General features: G+C 65.3%; 21 protein-coding genes. 6 read left to right on the forward strand and 15 right to left on the reverse strand.

Annotated elements, in window-relative coordinates; genetic code table 11:
* Positions 1–30: 30 nt before the first annotated feature.
* Positions 31–1,200, forward strand: a complete 1,170-nt coding sequence (locus JGU72_RS14695; RefSeq protein WP_199684729.1) for an acyl-CoA dehydrogenase family protein — start codon at positions 31–33, stop codon at positions 1,198–1,200.
* A 9-nt stretch (positions 1,201–1,209) separates the two neighbouring features.
* Here the strand turns inward: JGU72_RS14695 and JGU72_RS30720 are convergent, their stop codons facing one another.
* The 11 genes from JGU72_RS30720 to carD all read right to left on the reverse strand — a co-directional run bounded on the left by JGU72_RS30720 (position 1,210) and on the right by carD (position 10,979).
* Entirely contained in the window at positions 1,210–1,623 is a 414-nt protein-coding gene (locus tag JGU72_RS30720) for a DUF4190 domain-containing protein (protein ID WP_233532477.1), read from the reverse strand.
* Between the two features lie 24 nt (positions 1,624–1,647).
* Positions 1,648–2,613, reverse strand: a complete 966-nt coding sequence (gene rlmB / locus JGU72_RS14705) for a 23S rRNA (guanosine(2251)-2'-O)-methyltransferase RlmB (protein ID WP_199684730.1) — start codon at positions 2,611–2,613, stop codon at positions 1,648–1,650.
* Positions 2,613–4,004, reverse strand: coding sequence for a cysteine--tRNA ligase (cysS, locus tag JGU72_RS14710; RefSeq protein WP_199685315.1), 1,392 nt, complete (start codon positions 4,002–4,004; stop codon positions 2,613–2,615). The genes rlmB and cysS overlap by 1 nt, the downstream gene beginning before the upstream one ends.
* Positions 4,005–4,096: 92 nt before the next feature.
* Entirely contained in the window at positions 4,097–4,990 is an 894-nt protein-coding gene (locus JGU72_RS14715; RefSeq protein WP_199684731.1) for an MHYT domain-containing protein, read from the reverse strand.
* Between the two features lie 23 nt (positions 4,991–5,013).
* The gene (locus tag JGU72_RS14720) at positions 5,014–5,565 is read right to left on the reverse strand and encodes a GTP-binding protein (RefSeq protein WP_199685316.1); all 552 of its coding nucleotides are present in this window, start codon (positions 5,563–5,565) and stop codon (positions 5,014–5,016) included.
* 13 nt (positions 5,566–5,578) lie between these two features.
* A complete protein-coding gene (locus JGU72_RS14725) occupies positions 5,579–5,941 on the reverse strand; it encodes a DUF742 domain-containing protein (protein WP_199685317.1) in 363 nt (120 codons plus the stop codon).
* A gap of 8 nt (positions 5,942–5,949) precedes the next feature.
* Positions 5,950–6,369 (reverse strand): roadblock/LC7 domain-containing protein, encoded by a 420-nt coding sequence (locus JGU72_RS14730; protein ID WP_199684732.1) that lies wholly within the window; start codon positions 6,367–6,369, stop codon positions 5,950–5,952.
* On the reverse strand, positions 6,366–9,119 hold the full coding sequence (locus tag JGU72_RS14735) for a sensor histidine kinase (protein WP_199684733.1): 2,754 nt from the start codon (positions 9,117–9,119) through the stop codon (positions 6,366–6,368). The genes JGU72_RS14730 and JGU72_RS14735 overlap by 4 nt, the downstream gene beginning before the upstream one ends.
* A gap of 189 nt (positions 9,120–9,308) precedes the next feature.
* A complete protein-coding gene (ispF, locus tag JGU72_RS14740) occupies positions 9,309–9,773 on the reverse strand; it encodes a 2-C-methyl-D-erythritol 2,4-cyclodiphosphate synthase (RefSeq protein ID WP_199685318.1) in 465 nt (154 codons plus the stop codon).
* A gap of 1 nt (position 9,774) precedes the next feature.
* Positions 9,775–10,473 carry a 2-C-methyl-D-erythritol 4-phosphate cytidylyltransferase gene (gene ispD / locus JGU72_RS14745; RefSeq protein WP_199684734.1) on the reverse strand — a complete coding sequence of 233 codons (699 nt, stop codon included), beginning with the start codon at positions 10,471–10,473 and terminating at the stop codon, positions 9,775–9,777.
* 17 nt (positions 10,474–10,490) lie between these two features.
* Positions 10,491–10,979: an RNA polymerase-binding transcription factor CarD gene (gene carD, locus JGU72_RS14750; RefSeq protein ID WP_199684735.1), complete on the reverse strand. Its 489-nt coding sequence runs from the start codon at positions 10,977–10,979 to the stop codon at positions 10,491–10,493.
* A 294-nt stretch (positions 10,980–11,273) separates the two neighbouring features.
* Here carD and JGU72_RS14755 point away from each other — a divergent pair, with 294 nt between their 5' ends.
* Positions 11,274–11,963: a hypothetical protein gene (locus JGU72_RS14755; protein WP_199684736.1), complete on the forward strand. Its 690-nt coding sequence runs from the start codon at positions 11,274–11,276 to the stop codon at positions 11,961–11,963.
* 95 nt (positions 11,964–12,058) lie between these two features.
* Positions 12,059–13,426, forward strand: coding sequence for a DNA repair protein RadA (gene radA / locus JGU72_RS14760; RefSeq protein ID WP_199684737.1), 1,368 nt, complete (start codon positions 12,059–12,061; stop codon positions 13,424–13,426).
* On the opposite strand, the gene JGU72_RS14765 is transcribed toward radA, so the two are convergent.
* Positions 13,380–13,985, reverse strand: coding sequence for an HdeD family acid-resistance protein (locus JGU72_RS14765; RefSeq protein WP_307828454.1), 606 nt, complete (start codon positions 13,983–13,985; stop codon positions 13,380–13,382). The genes radA and JGU72_RS14765 overlap by 47 nt on opposite strands.
* Positions 13,986–14,136: 151 nt before the next feature.
* Here JGU72_RS14765 and disA point away from each other — a divergent pair, with 151 nt between their 5' ends.
* Positions 14,137–15,222: a DNA integrity scanning diadenylate cyclase DisA gene (gene disA / locus JGU72_RS14770; protein WP_199684739.1), complete on the forward strand. Its 1,086-nt coding sequence runs from the start codon at positions 14,137–14,139 to the stop codon at positions 15,220–15,222.
* Here disA and JGU72_RS14775 read toward each other — a convergent pair.
* Positions 15,219–15,914 carry a hypothetical protein gene (locus JGU72_RS14775; RefSeq protein WP_199684740.1) on the reverse strand — a complete coding sequence of 232 codons (696 nt, stop codon included), beginning with the start codon at positions 15,912–15,914 and terminating at the stop codon, positions 15,219–15,221. The genes disA and JGU72_RS14775 overlap by 4 nt on opposite strands.
* A gap of 84 nt (positions 15,915–15,998) precedes the next feature.
* Entirely contained in the window at positions 15,999–16,622 is a 624-nt protein-coding gene (locus tag JGU72_RS14780) for a carbonic anhydrase (protein ID WP_199684741.1), read from the reverse strand.
* Positions 16,623–16,711: 89 nt separating this feature from the next.
* Between JGU72_RS14780 and JGU72_RS14785 the strand changes: the two genes are divergently transcribed.
* On the forward strand, positions 16,712–17,602 hold the full coding sequence (locus JGU72_RS14785) for an HhH-GPD family protein (RefSeq protein WP_199684742.1): 891 nt from the start codon (positions 16,712–16,714) through the stop codon (positions 17,600–17,602).
* Here JGU72_RS14785 and JGU72_RS14790 read toward each other — a convergent pair.
* Entirely contained in the window at positions 17,592–18,335 is a 744-nt protein-coding gene (locus JGU72_RS14790) for an alpha/beta fold hydrolase (RefSeq protein WP_199684743.1), read from the reverse strand. The genes JGU72_RS14785 and JGU72_RS14790 overlap by 11 nt on opposite strands.
* 181 nt (positions 18,336–18,516) lie before the next feature.
* Between JGU72_RS14790 and mhuD the strand changes: the two genes are divergently transcribed.
* Positions 18,517–18,831, forward strand: a complete 315-nt coding sequence (gene mhuD, locus JGU72_RS14795; RefSeq protein ID WP_199684744.1) for a mycobilin-forming heme oxygenase MhuD — start codon at positions 18,517–18,519, stop codon at positions 18,829–18,831.
* The last annotated feature ends 40 nt before the right edge of the window (positions 18,832–18,871 follow it).

Consider the following 18,871-nt stretch of genomic DNA (forward strand, 5'->3'; position numbering starts at 1 on the left):
CGCCGACGTGGGTGAGAGGTACAGAGAAACATGATCGATTTCGCCGTTCCCGAGGATCTTGCAGCCAAGCGCGTCCGCATCCGGAGTTTCGTCGAAGAAACGGTGATCCCCTACGAGCGCGACCCCCGCCTGACGCAGCACGGCCCGACCGACGAACTACGCCAAGAGCTGGTCGAACACGCCCGTTCGGCAGGCCTGCTCACCGTTCAGGCACCGGCCTCGTACGGCGGCTGGGAACCGACCCACGCAGAGCAGGCCATCATCTTCGAGGCTTCCGGCTGGTCCACGCTCGGCCCGATCGCTATGAACTGCGCCGCCCCCGACGAGGGCAATATGTTCCTGCTGAACGAAATCACAACACCGGAACAGGCGGACACTTACCTGCGGCCTGTCATCGAAGGTCACCAGCGGTCGGTGTTCGCTATGACAGAACCGGGTGGCGCAGGATCCGACCCCGCTCAGCTGGCAACCAGTGCGACGTTCGACGGCGACCAGTTCGTCATCAACGGGCTGAAGTGGCTGATCACCGGCGCCCGCGGCGCGAAGACGTGGATCATCATGGCCAACCTCCAAGACAATCCGCACATGCCCGCCGGTCCGACGCTCTTTCTGACCGACGGCGATCAGCCCGGCATCGTGATCGAACGCATTATGAACACGATGGACCGCAACTACGTCGAGGGTCATGGCGTCGTTCGATTCGACAACCTTGCGCTACCGAAGAGCGCGCTGCTCGGCGAACCCGGACAGGCACTCCGCTACGCGCAGTTGCGATTGGCACCCGCTCGGCTGACGCACTGCATGCGCTGGCTGGGCGCCGCGGCACGCGCGCAGAGCATCGCGATCGATTACGCGAAGACGCGGACCGCATTCGGCAAGACACTCGGCGACCACCAGGGCGTTTCGTTCATGCTGGCCGACAACGAGATTGCCCTGCACCAGTGCCGCCTCACGATCTGGCACGCCTGTTGGATCCTCGATCAGGGCGCCAAGGGCAGGCACGAAAGCTCGATGGCGAAGTCGTTCGTCTCCGAGGAATTGTTCAAGGTCGCGGACCGTTGCGTTCAGGTTCTCGGCGGTCAGGGGATCAGCGACGAAACCGTCGTCGAAATGATTTTCCGGGACATGCGTGCGTTCCGGCTGTACGACGGTCCGACCGAGGTCCACAAGTTCGCGATCGGGCGCCAGCTGCTGCGCTGACGCCGGACCTCAGGAAGCGGCCGCCAGCAAGATGACGACGAGCACGCCGACGAGTATCAGAAGGGCGAGCACGAGAATTGCCGTCGCGATGATGCCTGTGATGTAACCGACCAGCACCTGGCTGCGACCACCGATCGTGCCGCCCGACCGGTCGATCTCGTCGAGCGCCTTCTTGCCCATCATCCAAGCGAATGGGCCGGCGAGCTGGCAGAACACCAGGCCGACGATTCCGAGGAGCAGGATCAGCAGAGCGTTCGGATGGTCCGGCGGCGGGAAATAGCCGCCGCCGTACGCCGGTTGCCCGTACGGCGGTTGGCCGTACTGTGGTTGGCCGTACTGTGGTTGGCCGTACTGCGGCTGGCCGTATGGCTGCTGGCCCGGCTGGTCGGGCTGTTGATACGGGTCACCGTAGGGATTACTCATTGCACCCTCCACTCCTACAGCGGCTCAAGAACTCCGGCGTTGCCGAGCGATGTCGGCCAAGACTACGCCCGCGGCGACCGACGCGTTGAGCGACTCGACCGGACCCGCCATCGGAATACTGAGGACGGCATCGCACGTCTCGCGGACAAGGCGCGACAAGCCCTTGCCCTCCGATCCCACGACGACACACACGGGACCACTGCCGTCGTATTCGTCGAGCGTGACCGTGCCCTCCGCGTCGAGTCCGACGATCTGAACGCCCTTGCTCTGCCAATCCTTCAGCGTCCGAGTCAGATTGGTCGCCCGCGCGACTGGCAGCCGAGCCGCGGCGCCGGCACTGGTTCGCCATGCAACCGCCGTGATGCTTGCACTGCGGCGCTGCGGAATCACGACGCCGTGTCCGCCGAACGCAGCCACCGAGCGCACGACCGCGCCGAGGTTGCGCGGGTCGGAGATGTTGTCGAGCGCAACCAGCAGCGCCGGCTGCGCTGCCGACCGCGCGGTCGTCAGCAGGTCGTCGGGGTGGGCATACCGATACGGCGGTACCTGCAGCGCAATCCCCTGATGCAGCCCGTTGGCGCTGAGCCGGTCCAGATCCGTGCGCGGGACCTCCAGAATGGAGATACCGGCGTCGGCCGCGCGCTGGACGCTCTCCTTCAGGCGATCGTCGCTTTCCGTGCCGGTCGCCACCCACAGTGCGGTCGCGGGAACACCCGCACGCAGACATTCGAGAACCGGGTTGCGGCCCAGCACTGTCTCCGGACCGTCTTCGGCTTTGCGCCCCGCAGGCCGCGTTGTCCGGCCCTGACCCGCATGCTTTGCCGCTGCGCGAGCGCGCTTGTGCGCCGGATGCGCCGGACGAGCCTCGGCGGGCGGGGTCGCGCCGCGACCTTCGAGGCCGCGACGACGCTGACCGCCGGATCCGACGACCTGACCCTTCTTCGTTCCGCCCTTGCGGATTGCGCCGCGCCTGCTGGAGTTGCCAGCCATCAGTGTCCCTTCAGTGACCACTCGGGGCCATTCGGTGTATCGGTGACCTCGATGCCTGCCGCGGCCATTCGGTCGCGGACCTCGTCGGCCACTGCCCAGTTCTTGTCTTTGCGCGCCTGCTGCCGGCGGTCCAGCTCAGCCTTGACCAGCACGTCCAGCGCCGCCGAAATCGCCGATGTATCTGCAACCTGGCCTGCCCAGTGCGGATCGAGCGGATCGATTCCGAGCACTTGCAGCATCGCGCGCACGGTTCCGGCGATCTGGACCGCCGCGCTCAGATCGCCCGCGTCCAGCGCGGAGTTACCTTCACGCACGCAACCATGCACTTGCGCAAGCGCTTTCGGGACACCCAGATCGTCGTTGAGTGCGGCTGCGAATGCAGCGGTCCACGTGCCGACCGGGACGTCCCCCGCACGATCGCGCGTCTTGAGCACGAACGCTTCGATGCCCTGATAGGTCTTTGCCGCGACTTGCAGTGCCTCGTCGGAATATTCGAGCATCGACCTGTATTGGGCGCTGCCGAGGTAGTACCGAAGTTCTTGGGGCCGAACACGTTCGAGCATGTTCGGGACCGAGAGCACGTTGCCGAGCGACTTCGACATCTTCTCGCCGCCCATCGTCACCCAGCCGTTATGGAGCCAGATGTTCGCGAAGTCGTCGCCCGAGCACTTGGCCTGAGCGATTTCGTTCTCATGATGCGGAAACACCAGATCCATACCGCCGCAATGAATGTCGAATGCAGAGCCGAGGTAGAACTCGGCCATCGCGGAGCATTCGAGGTGCCAACCGGGGCGGCCGCGCCCCCAGGGCGTCGCCCATGTGGGCTCACCGGGCTTGGCGGCCTTCCACAGCGTGAAGTCGAGCGGGTCGCGCTTGCCCTCCCCCGCGCTTTCGCCCTGGTGCACATCGTCGAGCTTGTGACCCGAGAGGCTGCCGTAGTCGGCGTAGCTGCGAACGTCGAAATAGACGTTGCCCTCCGACGCGTACGCGTGACCGTTGTCGATCAGCCGCTGCATCATTTCGATCATCTGCGGCACATGTCCGGTCGCGCGCGGTTCGATCGACGGTGGGAGGACGCCCAGCTTGTCGTAGGCCCAGTCGAACGCACGCTCGTAAGTCGCGGCCCATTCCCACCAGGGACGGCCGGCCTCGGCCGCCTTCACCAGGATCTTGTCTTCGATGTCGGTGACGTTGCGTATGAAGGCGACGTCGTAGTCGTGCGCGAGCAGCCAGCGGCGCAGCACGTCGAACGCGACACCGCTGCGTACATGACCGATATGCGGGTCGCCCTGCACGGTCGCCCCACACAGATACACCGACACATGGCCGGGTATCAGCGGTTCGAAATCACGCAGGGTGCGCGACTCTGTATCGAACAGCCGCAAGGACAGCGGGGCGGGCGTACGGACGGGGGGTGTCACGACCGGCCATCCTACCTGGACGTTTCGGACCACCTGGCCGGTCGGGAGCCTGTCGGGCGCGGTCAGACCGACGTCGGCAGTGTGAACGCCGCCCGGTTACGCGCCGCCTGGGAGTGCGCGGGGACGACGGCTACCAAATCCTCGTCGCGTGCAGCCGCTGCGTCAGCGGCGAGTTGGTCCGCTTCGGCCTCCAGTGCGACGGCGCCGCGGTCGGGCGACATCATGACTGCCGTGATCGGAATCGCCAGCGCGAGAAGGCCGATGACGAAGACCGGGAACAGGAAGGAGAACACCTCGAGACCGCCCGGCACCGCCTTGCCCGATTCAAGGTCCACGCTCACGGCAGCCATGCCGGTGAAATGCATACCGACGACGGCAACGCCCATGACGAAGCCGGCCACGATCCGCAGCGCCAGCGATTCCAGAACGAGCGTGAACCACAGCGCAACCGTAGCCGCGACGACGGCGATAAGAATCGACAGACCGACCAGCGTCTTGTTGTAGGTGATCTCACCCTGCAACTGCACGGCCCACATGCCTGTGTAGTGCATCAGGTTGACCGCAAGCCCCATGATGATGCCGCCGGCGAGCAGCCGCTTGAAGTCGACCGTCCGGCCGATGGTGACAAGCCCCGCGAAGGTCGCGACGATCGAGATCACCGCCGACGCGAAGGTCCAGCCGAGGTCGTACCGGATCACGCTGCCGGGCACCGCGAAGCCGAGCATCGCGATGAAGTGCATCAGCCAGATTGCGACACCGCCGATAGCGACGGCGGCCATCGCGAGCCATCTGAGCCGATCCTTCTCGACCACCGCGTCGCTCGAGCGACGCGTGCAGGCAAGACCGACGACCGACCCGATCACCGAGACGATGTAGGCGAGGAAGAGCAGCCAGATGCCCATTTCGAAATGGTGCACGTGGTTGGCGGCCGCGAGTTGGGCTGGCAGAGCGTTCATTGCGAAATCCTTGGGTGGGCTGGTCAGCGAGCCATCGATGCGAGGTGGTCGAGTGCGTACTCGGTCACCGCGATCAGTGCTTGTTTTGCCGATTCCCGTTCCCGGGCATCGACGTTGATGATCGGCACGGTCGGCGAAATGGCCAGTGCCTCGCGCAGGTCTTCGGTGTGATACCGCGGCGCGCCGTCGAACTCGTTGACCGCGACGACGAAGGGCAGCTTGCGCGCCTCGAAGAAGTCGACAGCCGCGAAGCTGTCGTCGAGTCGGCGGGTGTCGACGAGGACGATCGCACCGATCGCGCCGAGGACCAGGTCGTCCCACATGAACCAGAAGCGGCGCTGCCCGGGCGTTCCGAACAGGTACAGCACCAAATCGTCGGCGATCGTGATACGCCCGAAATCCATTGCGACGGTGGTGGTCGCCTTGTGCGGCGTTGCCGCGAGGTCGTCGTGACCGTCGGACTCGTCGGTGACGAGCGCTTCGGTGCGAAGCGGCACAATCTCCGATACTGCGCCGACGAAGGTCGTCTTGCCGACGCCGAAGCCGCCCGCGATCACGATCTTCGTCGATGACACGGCCCGGGAGCTGTCAGAGTGCACGTAAGCCACTGAGCGTCCTTTCGATCAGCCCGCGACGCTCTGCTGCGGACGAACCGCCGAGGGTGGCGTGCACGCGCAATTGGGTTCCTGCAACGAGGTCACCGACGAGTACGCGCGCGACACCGAGCGGTAGGCCCAGTTGCGCGGCGATCTCGGCGACCGAGGGACGCTCGTGGCACATCGCAACGATGTCGACGCGGACATCGCCGGGCGTCCACTCGGGCCGGACTGTGTCGTCCAAAGTTTCGATCGCTGCTTCCAGCGGGAGGTCGACGATCGGTCGGGTACGCCCCTCGGTCAGCGTGTAGGGCCGCGCCATGTTCGAGCTGCCTCCGCCTGCCGAGCGACTCATGGTGGCCGTCACCGCACATCCTGCGCGGTGCGCGCCGTGGCCTGCACGGTCTTCCCGACGCGGTCCACGAGGACTGCCATCTCGTAGCCGACCTGACCGATATCGCAGGAAGTGGACGCGAGCGTCGCGAGATGCGAACCGTTCCCGACGCTCATCAGGAGCAGGTAACCGTTCTCCATTTCCACGACGGACTGCAGAACTGTGCCGCCGTCGAAGAGCCGCGCCGCCCCGCTGGAGAGACTCGCCAAACCGGACGTGACCGCCGCCAACTGCTCGGCTCGGTCGGCAGGCAGATGCGTGCTCGCGGCCATCAGCAGGCCGTCGGCAGACACCAGGACCGCGTGGGACACACCTGCCGCGTCTCGAACGAAGTTCGACACCAACCAGTCCAGCGTGCGGTCCGTTGTCGACTGGATACTCGTGTTCATCGATCTCCCTCGCGGCTGTGTCGGCCTTCTTCGGTACGTGCCCGGCCATTGCGGACACCGGCAAGCTGTCTACTGAGATTTGCGCGAACCGCTTCGGGATCGCGACGGGTACCGTTGCTCGGCGAATTCGGTTCTGCGCCACCGGGAACGAGGCGGGCACCGCGCGTTCGCACCGGCAGCCCCTTGTCCGTGTGGCGCTCGACCTTTGCTTCGCCGGCCTGCTCTGCGGCCGTCCAGCCCGCGTCGGCAGCCGATGTCCACGGCTTGTCAGGACTGGCCGAAGCGGGATCCATCAACCACTCCGAGGTCAGCCGCGCGAAGATCGGCAGCGGTTCGGTGCTCTGCGAATCTGCGGGCTCCGGCGCCGGTTGTCTCGGCACCTCCCGTGGGACGGGGAACTGCGGCGGCGGCCACGACTCGCGCGCAGCCGTCACGTCCGGGTTGGTGCGAGCGCTGAAGAACGCCGACGTATTCGACGGTGCCGGTCGGACTGCTTCGGCACGTTCGGGAGCAACGGCCGGCGGACGACCGTTCGGTGCCTGAATGCGTCCCTCGGTGCTGACACCGCTCGCGCCGGGAGAACGGCGCGGCAATCCACGCAGACCACCGAGGTCCGCACTGTGCGTGCCGTTCTGATGCGTCCCGTTCTGCACGGTCCCGTTCTGCGCGGTCCCGTTCTGCGCGGTCCCGTTCTGCGCGGTGCCGTTCTGCGCGGTGCCGTTTTGCACAGGTCCCGTGCCGACCAGGTCGCCGTGTGCCGGCAACGCGCTGTTCAGCGGTGTGACAGGGATCCGGCGAGATTCCTGGCGTGGCGCGAAATCGGCCGCAGCCGATCGGCGCAGCGGAGCGGCCTCGGTTTCGGTTGTCTCACTGTCGAACTCACGCGGTGCGGCGATGAGGGCACCGGGAACGTGGACGCTCGCGGTGACACCGGACTTGCCGGTCCGCGCGTCGGTACTGCGCAGCCGGACGGTCGCCTCGTGCCGGCGCGCGAGTCGTCCGACGACGAAAAGACCCATGCGGCGGGCAGTTTCGGCCGTGACCTCACCACCGGATGCAAGCCGCTCGTTCGCGGCGCGCAGTTCTTCTTCCGACATGCCGAGTCCGCGGTCGATGACCTCGATCAGGAAGCCCGCATCCACGGCTCGCGCAACCGCGACGGACACCGTCGAGTCCGGCGGCGAGAACCGCAGCGCATTGTCGATCAGCTCGGCGATCAGGTGGCCGATATCGGCCGCCGCCGCGCCGGTGAGCGACCCTTCCACCGTCGACCCGATCTTCACACGCCGGTAGTCCTCGACCTCCGACATCCCGGCCCGCAGCACGTCGGCGAGCGGAATAGGGTCCAAGCGGCCGCGACGCTCGGTCGTATCGGCCAGAACGAGCAGGTTGTCGCCGTTTCGGCGCATACGCGTCGTCAAGTGATCGAGGCGAAAGAGGTGCTCGAGACGGACGGGATCGTCCTCGTCGCGCTCGAGCGTGTCGATCAGTGCGAGCTGCTCTTCGACGAGCGAGCGGCTGCGCCGGGACAGCGTCTCGAACATGTCGCCGATACGAAGTCGCTCGCCGTGTTCGCCGGCCAACCTGAGTGCCTGGAGGTGGATGTCGTCGACAGCGCGCGCGAGCTGACCGATTTCTTCGGTCGTGTGCACCGGAATTGCCTCGATCTCCGGGACGCCCTCGCTGGTCCGCAACCGTTCGATCTCTTCGGGCAACTTCAGGCGCGCAACCTGCAGCGCGCCATGTCGCAGGCGACTGATGGACCGCACCAGCGACCGGCCGACCGCGAGCGCAAGTGCCAGCGCGACGAGAACCGAACCGAGAATGATTGCCGTATCGCGCAGTGCCGCAGACCGAAGCGAAATGGCCTGCGCGTTGACGGTGTCGTTCAGGTCCGTCACAAGCTGCTGCGCGACTTCGCTGTACTGGGCAGCGTTGGCGTTGAACGAATCGACGAACGTTCCCGACGTGACGACGCCGGGACCCGAGGCGCGGTAGCCGGCAGTCCGCGAATCGATGCCGGCGCGCAACGACGCAACGTCGACGACAGACGAATCCAGTTGGCGCGCAACTTCATCGAGGGAAGCCGACTCGGCGCCGAGGGCCGCAGCAACTTCGAGCCGGAGGGCGATGTCATCGGCAAAATCGGTCGACTGGACCATGACCCGCTCGGTCGTCAAGGAACCCTGGGCAGCCAGCGCGAGGACGAGGCCGTCCGCGAGGTCCTGCACTCGGTCGTCGTCGACTCCGCCCATCGTTGCTGCGATGGCCGACGACACCTTGTTCGTGACCTCTGCCGACTTCTCGGCCAGCCCGGCCTCCGATATGCGGCCACCCACAACCTCGGTACGAAGCGCTGCAGCGGTCGCACTCGCGGAGGCGAGGTCGGCAGCGACCGAGGCGTCGAACTCGCCCGACTTGATCAGCGTCTCGAAATCGGCCGCACTTACGTCGAACTGCGCGAGCGCGTCGTCGATCCCCCTGTTCGACGCCGCTGCGTAAGCGAGATTGTCAGTGCGATCGACCAGCGCGACCGCAGGACCGACGAGGGCAACATTGTTGGACGCGATTGTGAGGTTGGAAGCGGCGGACAGTTCGTTCTGAATGCGTAGCGCACCGAAGGTCATCGCGAGCGCGACGGGCAAAACCATGATGGCGGCGACTTTCCATCGCAGCGGCCACGCGGCCGGCGTCCATTTGGACGTACCGGCTGGCGCACCCTCCACGACGCTTGGGCCGAGAGCAACCATTGGGAAACCACCCGATCGAAAAGCAGGTGTAAGACCTGCACTGGTACTTGGCGGCCTGTTCCGCAAGCATCCCGTCATGGCGCGAGCGCACGACAGGCACCACAGATCGTAGACCCAACATCACGACTTTGCATCTATTTCATAACGGTGCCGGAACGATGCCGGACCGATGCGCCTGAGAAGCGGTGATTAAATCGCCCTGACCAGGGCAGATGCGACAGCTGCAATACCCTCGCCACGCCCTGTGAGGCCGAGGCCGTCGGTCGTCGTCGCCGTTACCGAAACCGGCGCACCGAGGAGGGACGACAGCAATTCCTGGGCTTCGCCGCGGCGCGGACCGATCTTAGGACGGTTCCCGATTACCTGCACAGCCGCATTCCCCGCGGCCCAGCCGTTGGTCTCCAGCAACCGGCGCACCTCGGTGAGCATCGCGGCGCCACTGACGCCGGCCCACTCGGGCCGACCGGTGCCGAACACGGAACCGAGGTCGCCCAGCCCCGCAGCCGACAGCAGCGCGTCGCACAGCGCGTGGACGGCGACATCGCCGTCGGAGTGACCGGCACACCCGTCTGCGTCCGCGAACAGCAGACCGGCCATCCAGCACGGCCTACCTGGTTCGATCGGATGTACATCGGTGCCGACACCGACGCGGATATCAAGACTCACGTGCACCAACGACCGCATCGGCAAGCAGAAGGTCGAGCGGGGTCGTGATTTTGAATGCCAGTGGCTCGCCCGGAATCGTGCGCACGCGTTCGCCGAGTCGCTCGACCAGTCCGGCATCGTCGGTCGCAGCATCGCCGGGACCGGCGGACTCGTACGCGCGACGCAGCAGTGCCGCATCGAAGCCCTGCGGAGTTTGAATTGCGCGCAACTCGGCGCGCTTGGGAGTCCCGGTAACGCCGCCCATGATGTCGACACTCTTGATCGTGTCGGCAACTTCGAGCGCGGGAACGACTGCGGCACGGCCACAGCGCAGTTCGGCGACTATCCGGGCGATCAACGCCGGGGGCGTGAGCGCGCGAGCAGCGTCGTGAACGAGATAGATATCGGCGTCCGGAGATGCGGTGATGCCAGCACGGACCGAATCGATCCGTTCGGCACCACCCACCACAATCCGAACACCCGGCGGCAAAAGTTCCGCGGTGGCGCCGACGAACTCGTCAGGCACCATAACCACGACGTCGTCGACGACGCCCGATTCGACGAGCCCATCGACGGCACGCCGCAACATTGACGTTCCACCAACTTGCACGAAAGCTTTCGGCGTCGACTGACCTAAGCGGACGCCTCGGCCAGCCGCCGGAACCAGCGCAACAACACGTCCGCCGTCAGCGGCGGACTCCGGATTCACTCGTCTCCCGATCGAGATCAGGAGGCGGCGGCAAGAACCTCGTCGAGAATTACTTCAGCCTTTGCATCGTCAGTGCCCTCGGCGAGCGCAAGCTCTCCGACGAGAATCTGACGCGCTTTGGCCAGCATGCGCTTCTCACCCGCGGAAAGTCCGCGATCCTGTTCGCGACGCCACAGGTCGCGAACAACTTCAGCGACCTTGTTGACATCACCCGAAGCGAGCTTCTCGAGGTTTGCCTTGTAACGACGAGACCAGTTGGTCGGCTCCTCGGTGTGCGGTGCGCGCAATACCTGGAAGACCTTGTCGAGACCCTCTTGCCCTACTACATCGCGAACGCCGACATATTCGGCATTATCCGCGGGAACGCGAACAGTGAGGTCGCCTTGCGCGACCTTGAGAACGAGATACTCCTTCTGTTCACCTCTGATGGTGCGAGTTTCGATTGCCTCGATCAACGCCGCTCCGTGATGGGGGTAAACGACGGTGTCTCCGACCTTGAAAATCATGTGTCCCGTGCCCCTTTCGATAAACCCAGTTTAACATGCTCCAGCAGGGCAGTGGGATCAACGCTGCAGGTCAGGGGCATCGTTGATCGATTCTAGGGGTTGACAGGATCGGCAATTCGTGCATTGCGACGTGTCGAACATCACCCGTTCGGACGACAAATGGTGGCGTTCTTACCTATTGGGCGCGCCCGGGCGCATACCCTTTTCAGATAACTACTACGCTCCCTCGTGGAGCGCACGCTCGTACAGCCACGCTCGTATTCAAGTTCGCATTGGACTCGATGGAGGACACCCGTGATAACCGTTGCGCCGAAACGTCGAATCGTAGCCGCGGTCGGCATCGTTGCTGGTGTGACGCTCGCGCTGACCGGATGCAGCTCCGGCCAGGTGTCGCAGATGTCCACGCAGGTTGCCGCGGTGAACGGCGCACCCGCGAACAAGGGCGCGATCGCACTGCGCAACGTGCACATTGCCTACGCCGACCCCGCCGATCCGAAGCTGAACAAGAAGAACGGCGAAGCGGTCCTCGCATTCCTGGCGATCAATCAGAGCGAAGAGTACGACGACACACTGTTGGAGATCGCGCCCATCATGTACGAGGGCGAGGTCATCGGTGAGGCCGAACTGACGCCGGCCACGGCAGCGGAGCTGAAGCCGCAGCACAGCATCTACGCCGTGCAGAAGCAGAACATCACCGACGACAAAGATGCTGCGGCACTCCGCGAGATCACACCCGCCCTCCAGCTGGCGTCGGTCAAGATCACGAACCTGACCCGCGACCTCTCCCCGGGCCTCACCGTAGACGTCACCTTCAAGTTCGAGCGCGCGGGCGAGATCAAGATGCACGCCCCGATCGACGCGGGTGAAACACCGCGCAGCGAGGCGTCCACGATCATCGCCGACCGCGAGCTGAGCGGCAGCCATGGCGGCTCCGGCTCCGACGCCGAGCACCAGGGCGGCGAACACGAGGACGGCGGCCACTAGCCGCAAGCACGCGTCGAACCGACTCCGCCGCACCGTTTCCAGGTGCGGCGGAGTTTTTCGTCGATGCTGTCGGTACGGGTCACTAGGCTCGCCGCGTGGCCAAACCCAAATCGAGCTTCCGCTGCGAGTCGTGCCAGCACACCATGCCGAAATGGGTCGGCAAGTGCCCGGACTGCGGAGCGTGGGGCTCGGTCGCCGAGGCACCCGCCCTCGCCGCGCTACCGAGCGGGAGCGGTGGGCGGCGCGTACCGATGTTGCCGACAACTGCCGCCGTGCCGATTTCGCAGGTCGACGGGGTCGCGACCAAGGCGAACCCGACCGGCATCGAGGAACTCGACCGAGTGCTGGGCGGCGGGCTCGTACCAGGGTCGGTCGTTCTGCTGGCCGGCGAGCCGGGCGTCGGAAAGTCGACATTGCTGCTGGAGGTCGTCCACCAGTGGGCGCGGCGCTCCGCGACCGATCGTTCGCTGTACGTCACCGGCGAAGAATCGGCAGGCCAGGTCCGGCTGCGCGCGGATCGCACGGGTGCGGTTCACGATCGCGTCTTCCTCGCGGCGGAAGCCGACCTCGCGACAGTGCTCGGGCACGTCGAACAGGTCCAGCCGACTTTGCTCATCGTCGACTCGGTCCAGACGATGTTCGCGTCCGACGTGGACGGCGTGATCGGCGGCGTCACCCAGGTCAAGGCGGTGACAACCGCGCTGACCTCGCTGGCCAAGGCGTCCGGTGTCGCGGTCCTGCTGGTCGGGCACGTCACCAAGGACGGCGCGGTCGCCGGCCCGCGGACCCTCGAGCATCTGGTCGACGTGGTCCTGCACTTCGAAGGCGATCGACATTCCACGCTGCGCATGGTCAGGGGCGTCAAGAATCGGTTCGGCCCGTCGGACGAGGTCGGTTGCTTCGAACTGCGCGGCGACGGCATCGACGGGATTTCCGACCCGTCCGGGCTGTTCCTCCACCACAAGGGCGCGAACGTCGAGGGCACCGCGGTCACCGTCGCGATGGACGGCAAACGGCCACTGCTCGGCGAGATTCAAGCGCTGTTGGCGCCGACCCAGGCGACGATCCCGCGACGCGCTGTCAGTGGACTCGACTACAACCGTGTGGCGATGGTTCTTGCCGTCCTGGGGAGCCGCTGCAACATCGCCGTCGGCACTCGGGAGGTTTATGCCGCAACGGTCGGCGGGATGCGTGTGACCGAACCGTGCGCCGATCTCGCGATAGCGCTCGCGCTGATTTCCGCCGACAAGAAGAAGGTCCTGCCTGGACGCGTCGTCGCACTCGGCGAGGTCGGCCTCGCAGGCGAAGTGCGGCGAGTGTCAGGGATCGGGCGGCGTCTCGCCGAGGCCCAGCGGCTCGGGTTCGACCACGCGCTCGTCCCGCGGGACCCGGGACCGGTTCCCGCGGGAATGAAGATCACGCAGGTGTCGACGGTGGGAGAAGCGATGGGTCACCTGCGCTGACGTCGCGGGTGAAGCGCCGGAAGTGCAGCGCGGCAACGACCATGACGACACCGAATGCGATCGCGTACCAGCCGAGGAGCCAAATCAGACTGATGATTCCCGTTCCCGGGAAGACGATGAGCAACCAGCCGAACACGACCGCGGCAATACCTGCGCCGAGCATCCAGCCCCAACCCGAGCCGGGCACCGCTCGCGCCTGCCGGGCGCCGAGGATGCAGAACACGCCGAACACGATGGCGTGGAATGCAATCAGGTAGAGCAGCGCCAGGGCGGTGATGGCGGGCCACACGAATGCGCCGATGCCTGCCGCGATCGAGACGATGCCCATCGCCAGCATCCACTTCCAGGTGGACATCGTCTCGCGGTTGGCGATGGCCCGCGATACGCCCGCAATGCCGTCCGCAATCGCGTACACGCCGAACACGATCACCAAAGACCAGACGGTGATATCCGGCCAGGCGAGAGCGACTATTCCGAACAAGATCCCCAGAATTCCGCGGACCAAAACAACGCGCCAAACGAATGTCCCGTACTCGGAAAGCACCTCTTGCGACGTCACTAGACCCTCCACATGAATGGGAAAGCGCCCCGCATCCATATGATTGTGATGCGAGACTCACCGGATCGGTAGCCTATCTGTGAGTATATGCAGGTAGGGCGATATCGATCGTTTCGAAATCAGCGAATTTGTATCAAAAGGAGTAGGGCGGATGGAGGACCCCCGTTCTTCGGAAGCTCTCCGGGACGCGATCGCCCGGCTGGCTCCTGGAACTGTGCTCCGCGAAGGCCTCGAACGAATATTGCGTGGCCGCACAGGCGGATTGATCGTGCTCGGCTACGACGAAAAAATCGAAGCGATCTGCGACGGCGGATTCGAATTGGACGTCGAGTTCGCTCCCACGCGCCTGCGCGAACTGTCGAAGATGGACGGTGCCGTGGTGCTGTCGAGCGACGGCAAGAAGATCGTCCGCGCCAACGTGCAATTGGTGCCGGACCCGAAGATTCCGACGGTCGAATCAGGCACTCGCCATCGCGCTGCCGAACGGACCGCGATCCAGACCGGAGTGCCGGTCGTATCGGTAAGCCAGTCGATGAGCATCGTGAGCGTCTACGTCGACGGCGTCCGCCACGTGATGGCCGGGTCCGCGACGATCCTCTCCAGAGCCAATCAGGCGGTCGCAACGTTGGAACGCTACAAGGCTCGCCTCGACGAAGTGATCCGGCAGCTGTCGGTCGAGGAGATCGAAGACTTCGTCACTCTGCGCGACGCTCTGACGGCTGTGCAGCGGCTCGAGATGGTCCGCCGGATCTCGCTCGAAATCGAGCAGGACGTGCTGGAACTCGGTACCGACGGTCGCCAGCTCGCTTTGCAGCTGGAAGAACTGGTGGGCGACAACGACTTTGCCCGGCAGCTTCTCGTCCGCGACTACCTCGTCGGCGAGGAACCCGCGAGCGGCGTCGCGATCGAAAAGACCCTCGAGACCCTCGACACCCTCACCGACGTCGATCTGCTGGATCTGACTGTGCTCGCCGGGGTCTACGGCTTTCCGCCGACAATCGAAGCGCTGGAACTGCCGATGCAGCCGCGCGGTTATCGAGTCCTCACGCGCGTGCCCCGGCTGTCGTTCCACCAGATTCACCGCTTGGTCGGCTCGTTCGGGACACTGCAGGGCCTACTCACCGCGTCCGCTGCCGACCTCCAGCATGTCGACGGCGTCGGCCAATCATGGGCACGCCATATCAGGGAAGGCCTGTCCCGCCTTGCCGAAAGCAGCCTGACGGGACCGCACGACTAGCCGATGTTGAACGGCACCGGGGCGCTGTTGAGGGTCCCCAGCCGACCGACCACGTGGTAAGCGCCCGGCGGAACGGGTAAGCGTTCGCCTGCGCAGTCGGGTTCGGACGTCTTGGCCGACCACTTGACCGTGTAGACCTCTTGCTTGCCACCCTCGAGACGCTTCACGTCCGTCTGATCGTTCGGGTAGCAGTCCGCGCTGGACCACACCCGGGTCTGACCGTCGAGTGTGTACACAATCGCCTGTTGGAGGCCCGGCGCCAGGTCGCGCTCGCACGGCGTCGTCGAAATGTTGGTGATCACGATTGCGAAGCCGGGTTCTTCACCGGCAACGTAGGTCGGTTTGTCGGCCGAAACCGTGATGGCAAGAGCCTGGTCGGGGCACTGACCGGGCGGGGCCGGGACCGCTGACGTCAACGGCTCACCCGCAGGCGTCGCGGGACCCCCACCGCCGCCGCCGGCGCTGCCCGGATCACCGGTATCGATCGCCGACGTGGTCGCGCCGGCAGACGTGGTCGGCGCGGTCAGGGTTCCCGTCGAGGCAGCCGATTCCGCCGCCGGCGAATCGTCGCCACCACCCAGTGAGCTGACGAACCAGACGAGGAGGATCAGCACAACCAAAACCACGCCGATGGCAAGCGCTCGGCGGCGCCAATAGATTTCAGGTGGGAGCGGCCCGGTTGGATGGTGCACATTTCCACGGTAGGGGCCGATGCCTCACCAGCGGCTGAGCCGACTCGGCGTGTCGGCGTCGAACCCGTCACACAGGCCTATTCGTCAGACCACTTCGCCGATATCGCCGACCGACCCGTGCAATTGCACCTGTCCGTCCGCCAACTTGTACGTGACGCCCGCGATCGCCAATTTGCCGTCTTTGATCCGGTCGTTGATGATTCGCGACCGCTGCATGAGCAGCGAACCCGTTTCGATGACGTGGCGGGTTTCCAACTCGTCGACGGTGGACAAGCCTTCGTTGCGGCCTTTGAGAATCGATGGCGTGACGCGCTCGACAACGCTGCGGATGAATCCGTCCGGAATGTTTCCATGATCGATTGCGTCGAGTGCGGCTTTGACCGCACCACAACCGTCGTGACCGAGAATCACGATCAACGGCACATCCAGAATGTGCACGCCGTATTCGATCGAACCGAGCACAGAACTGTCGATCACATGACCGGCGGTGCGAACGACGAACATGTCGCCGAGACCCTGGTCGAAAATGATCTCGGCGGCAACACGGGAATCACCGCAACCGAAAAGCACCGCCGTCGGATGCTGGGCGTTGACGAGCTGCGCCCGGTACTCGACTCCCTGGCTAGGATGAAGCTGCTTGCCGGCAACGAAGCGTTCGTTGCCCTCACGGAGGGATTTCCACGCGGCGATCGGACTCGAATTCGGCATTGTGCCATTGTGCACAAAACAAAGGTTACCAGCGAGTTCACCGCGTTAATCATGCGGAAACTACATCCGACCGTCTTGGGGAACACACTGTGAGGAGCAATTTCGACCCGCTCTGCGACTGGTATCGCAGCGCCGCGCGCGACCTGCCGTGGCGACGCCCCGGTGTGACCGGCTGGCACATTCTGATGAGCGAAATCATGCTCCAGCAGACACCCGTCGTCCGGGTGGCACCGATCTGGGAACAGTGGGTGCAACGGTGGCCCGTGCCGTCGGCGATGGCCGCATCGTCGCAGGCAGAGGTCCTGCGCGCCTGGGGCAAGCTCGGCTATCCGCGCAGGGCACTACGGCTGCACGAGTGCGCCCGGGTGCTCGCCGAACGCTTCGACGACGTCGTTCCGGCTGACGTCTCCGTCCTGTTGGACCTGCCCGGCATCGGTGATTACACAGCACGCGCGGTCGCGTGCTTCGCCTACGGTGCGCGGGTTCCCGTAGTCGATACGAATGTCCGGCGGGTGGTTGCGCGCGCGGTGCACGGCCGGGCGGAGGCGGGCAATCCGTCGATGACGCGCGACATGGCCGATGTGTCGGCCGAGCTTCCGGCCGACGTCGCCGAGGCTGCGGTCTTTTCGGCGGCACTGATGGAACTCGGAGCGACGATCTGCACTGCGCGCAATCCGGACTGCTCGCGCTGCCCCCTGAGCGGTTGCGCATGGGTGCAGGCCGGACGACCCGCGTCCACCGCGCCACCGCGTCGAGTGCAGAAGTTCACCGGAACCGATCGGCAGGTGCGCGGTCGGCTGCTCGACGTACTGCGCGACAGCTCGGTGCCGGTCGAACGAGCACGCCTCGACATCGTCTGGGAGAGCGATCCGGCCCAACGCGACCGCGCGCTCGACTCACTTCTACTCGACGGCCTCGTCGAACAGACCGACGACGGACTCTTCGCTCTCGCAGGCGAAGGCGGCGCACCTACGAGTTGAGCGCCCGCAGGAACTTGCTGACGACCTCGCGATAGCGCTCGGGTTGATCGTCGTGCACCAGGTGCCCCGCCTCGGGAATCACGACATACTCCGAAGCGGGATGCAGCTGCGCCATTTTCTGCATCTGGCCCGGAGGTGTGATCGTGTGCTCGCCCTCGATCACAAGCGCGGGAACAGTGATCGATCGCCACTGGTCCCAGAAATCCCGCGTCCCCCATTCCTCGGATATCGCGCGAAACGTGTCGACGTCGCCATGCAGATGAAACCCGTCGGACCGCTGCTCGAAAGAGTCCAGGAAGTACTGGCCCGCAACGGGTCCGAAGAACTCGAACATTGCCTCGGTGGTCTTGAACGGCTGCGGCCACGCCTTCATCATCGCGGCCCAATTCGCCGCGGTGCGGCCCTGAAAATCCGGCGCCATGTCTTCGACGACGAGCCCCCGGACCCGCTCCGGGTGCGCCGCGGTGAAACACCACCCGTGCAGGGCACCCATCGAATGGCCGATCACGACGACGGGCTCGCGAACCTCTTCCAGCCCAGCGGCGAGGTCGGCGACGAATGCCTCGGTCGCCAAGCTCGGCAGGATCGGTCGGCCGTGGCCTGCGGCGTCGAACGTGTACACATGCCCGAAGTCCCGAAGCCAGGGGACCTGGCGCTGCCACGTGCGCGCACTCCCCATCAGCCCGTGCAGCAGCAGAATCGGTCGGCCGGTGCCGCCTTCGTCATGGAGCACGGGACCGACGGTACAGGCCGATCTCCCCGGCTCGCCGCTTTGCGCTTTGCTCGCGTTATAACGCGAGCGAAACTCGAAACCGGCAGCGGCGTGGTTCGGCTGCGTCAGCCGAGGTGGATAGAGCGGGGCGCCACCTCACGGGCCCGCGAACTCGCGAGCGGAGCGAGCTAATGTTGCCTCTATGGCAGTCGTGAAGATCAACGCAATCTCGGTGCCCGAGGGCGCCGGTCCCGAGTTGGAGAAGCGGTTCGCGCACCGCGCGCACGCGGTGGAAAATTCGCCCGGCTTTCTGGGCTTCCAGTTGCTGCGCCCGGTGAAGGGTGACGACCGGTATTTCGTGGTCACGCATTGGGATTCCGAGGAGTCGTTCCAGGCGTGGGCGAACGGTCCTGCACGAGAAGCGCATTCGGGTGAGCGCGCGAAACCGGTTGCTACCGGCGCGGCACTGCTCGAATTCGAGGTCGTGCTCGACGTGAAGTCGACCGCAACCGCCTGACCAGCGGATTGACAGCGCCCGCCGGCGGGTGCGAAAGTGC

This window comes from Antrihabitans auranticaus, from assembly GCF_016481275.1.
Taxonomy (GTDB): Bacteria; Actinomycetota; Actinomycetes; order Mycobacteriales; family Mycobacteriaceae; genus Antrihabitans.

Coding starts and splice junctions, on each gene's coding strand:
- JGU72_RS14695 (WP_199684729.1), top strand. CDS start 31: ATGATCGATTTCGCCGTTCCCGAGGATCTTGCAGCCAAGCGCGTCCGC.
- JGU72_RS30720 (WP_233532477.1), bottom strand. CDS start 1,623: ATGAGTAATCCCTACGGTGACCCGTATCAACAGCCCGACCAGCCGGGC.
- rlmB (WP_199684730.1), bottom strand. CDS start 2,613: ATGGCTGGCAACTCCAGCAGGCGCGGCGCAATCCGCAAGGGCGGAACG.
- JGU72_RS14715 (WP_199684731.1), bottom strand. CDS start 4,990: ATGAACGCTCTGCCAGCCCAACTCGCGGCCGCCAACCACGTGCACCAT.
- JGU72_RS14725 (WP_199685317.1), bottom strand. CDS start 5,941: ATGAGTCGCTCGGCAGGCGGAGGCAGCTCGAACATGGCGCGGCCCTAC.
- JGU72_RS14730 (WP_199684732.1), bottom strand. CDS start 6,369: ATGAACACGAGTATCCAGTCGACAACGGACCGCACGCTGGACTGGTTG.
- JGU72_RS14735 (WP_199684733.1), bottom strand. CDS start 9,119: ATGGTTGCTCTCGGCCCAAGCGTCGTGGAGGGTGCGCCAGCCGGTACG.
- carD (WP_199684735.1), bottom strand. CDS start 10,979: ATGATTTTCAAGGTCGGAGACACCGTCGTTTACCCCCATCACGGAGCG.
- disA (WP_199684739.1), top strand. CDS start 14,137: ATGGAGGACCCCCGTTCTTCGGAAGCTCTCCGGGACGCGATCGCCCGG.
- JGU72_RS14780 (WP_199684741.1), bottom strand. CDS start 16,622: ATGCCGAATTCGAGTCCGATCGCCGCGTGGAAATCCCTCCGTGAGGGC.
- mhuD (WP_199684744.1), top strand. CDS start 18,517: ATGGCAGTCGTGAAGATCAACGCAATCTCGGTGCCCGAGGGCGCCGGT.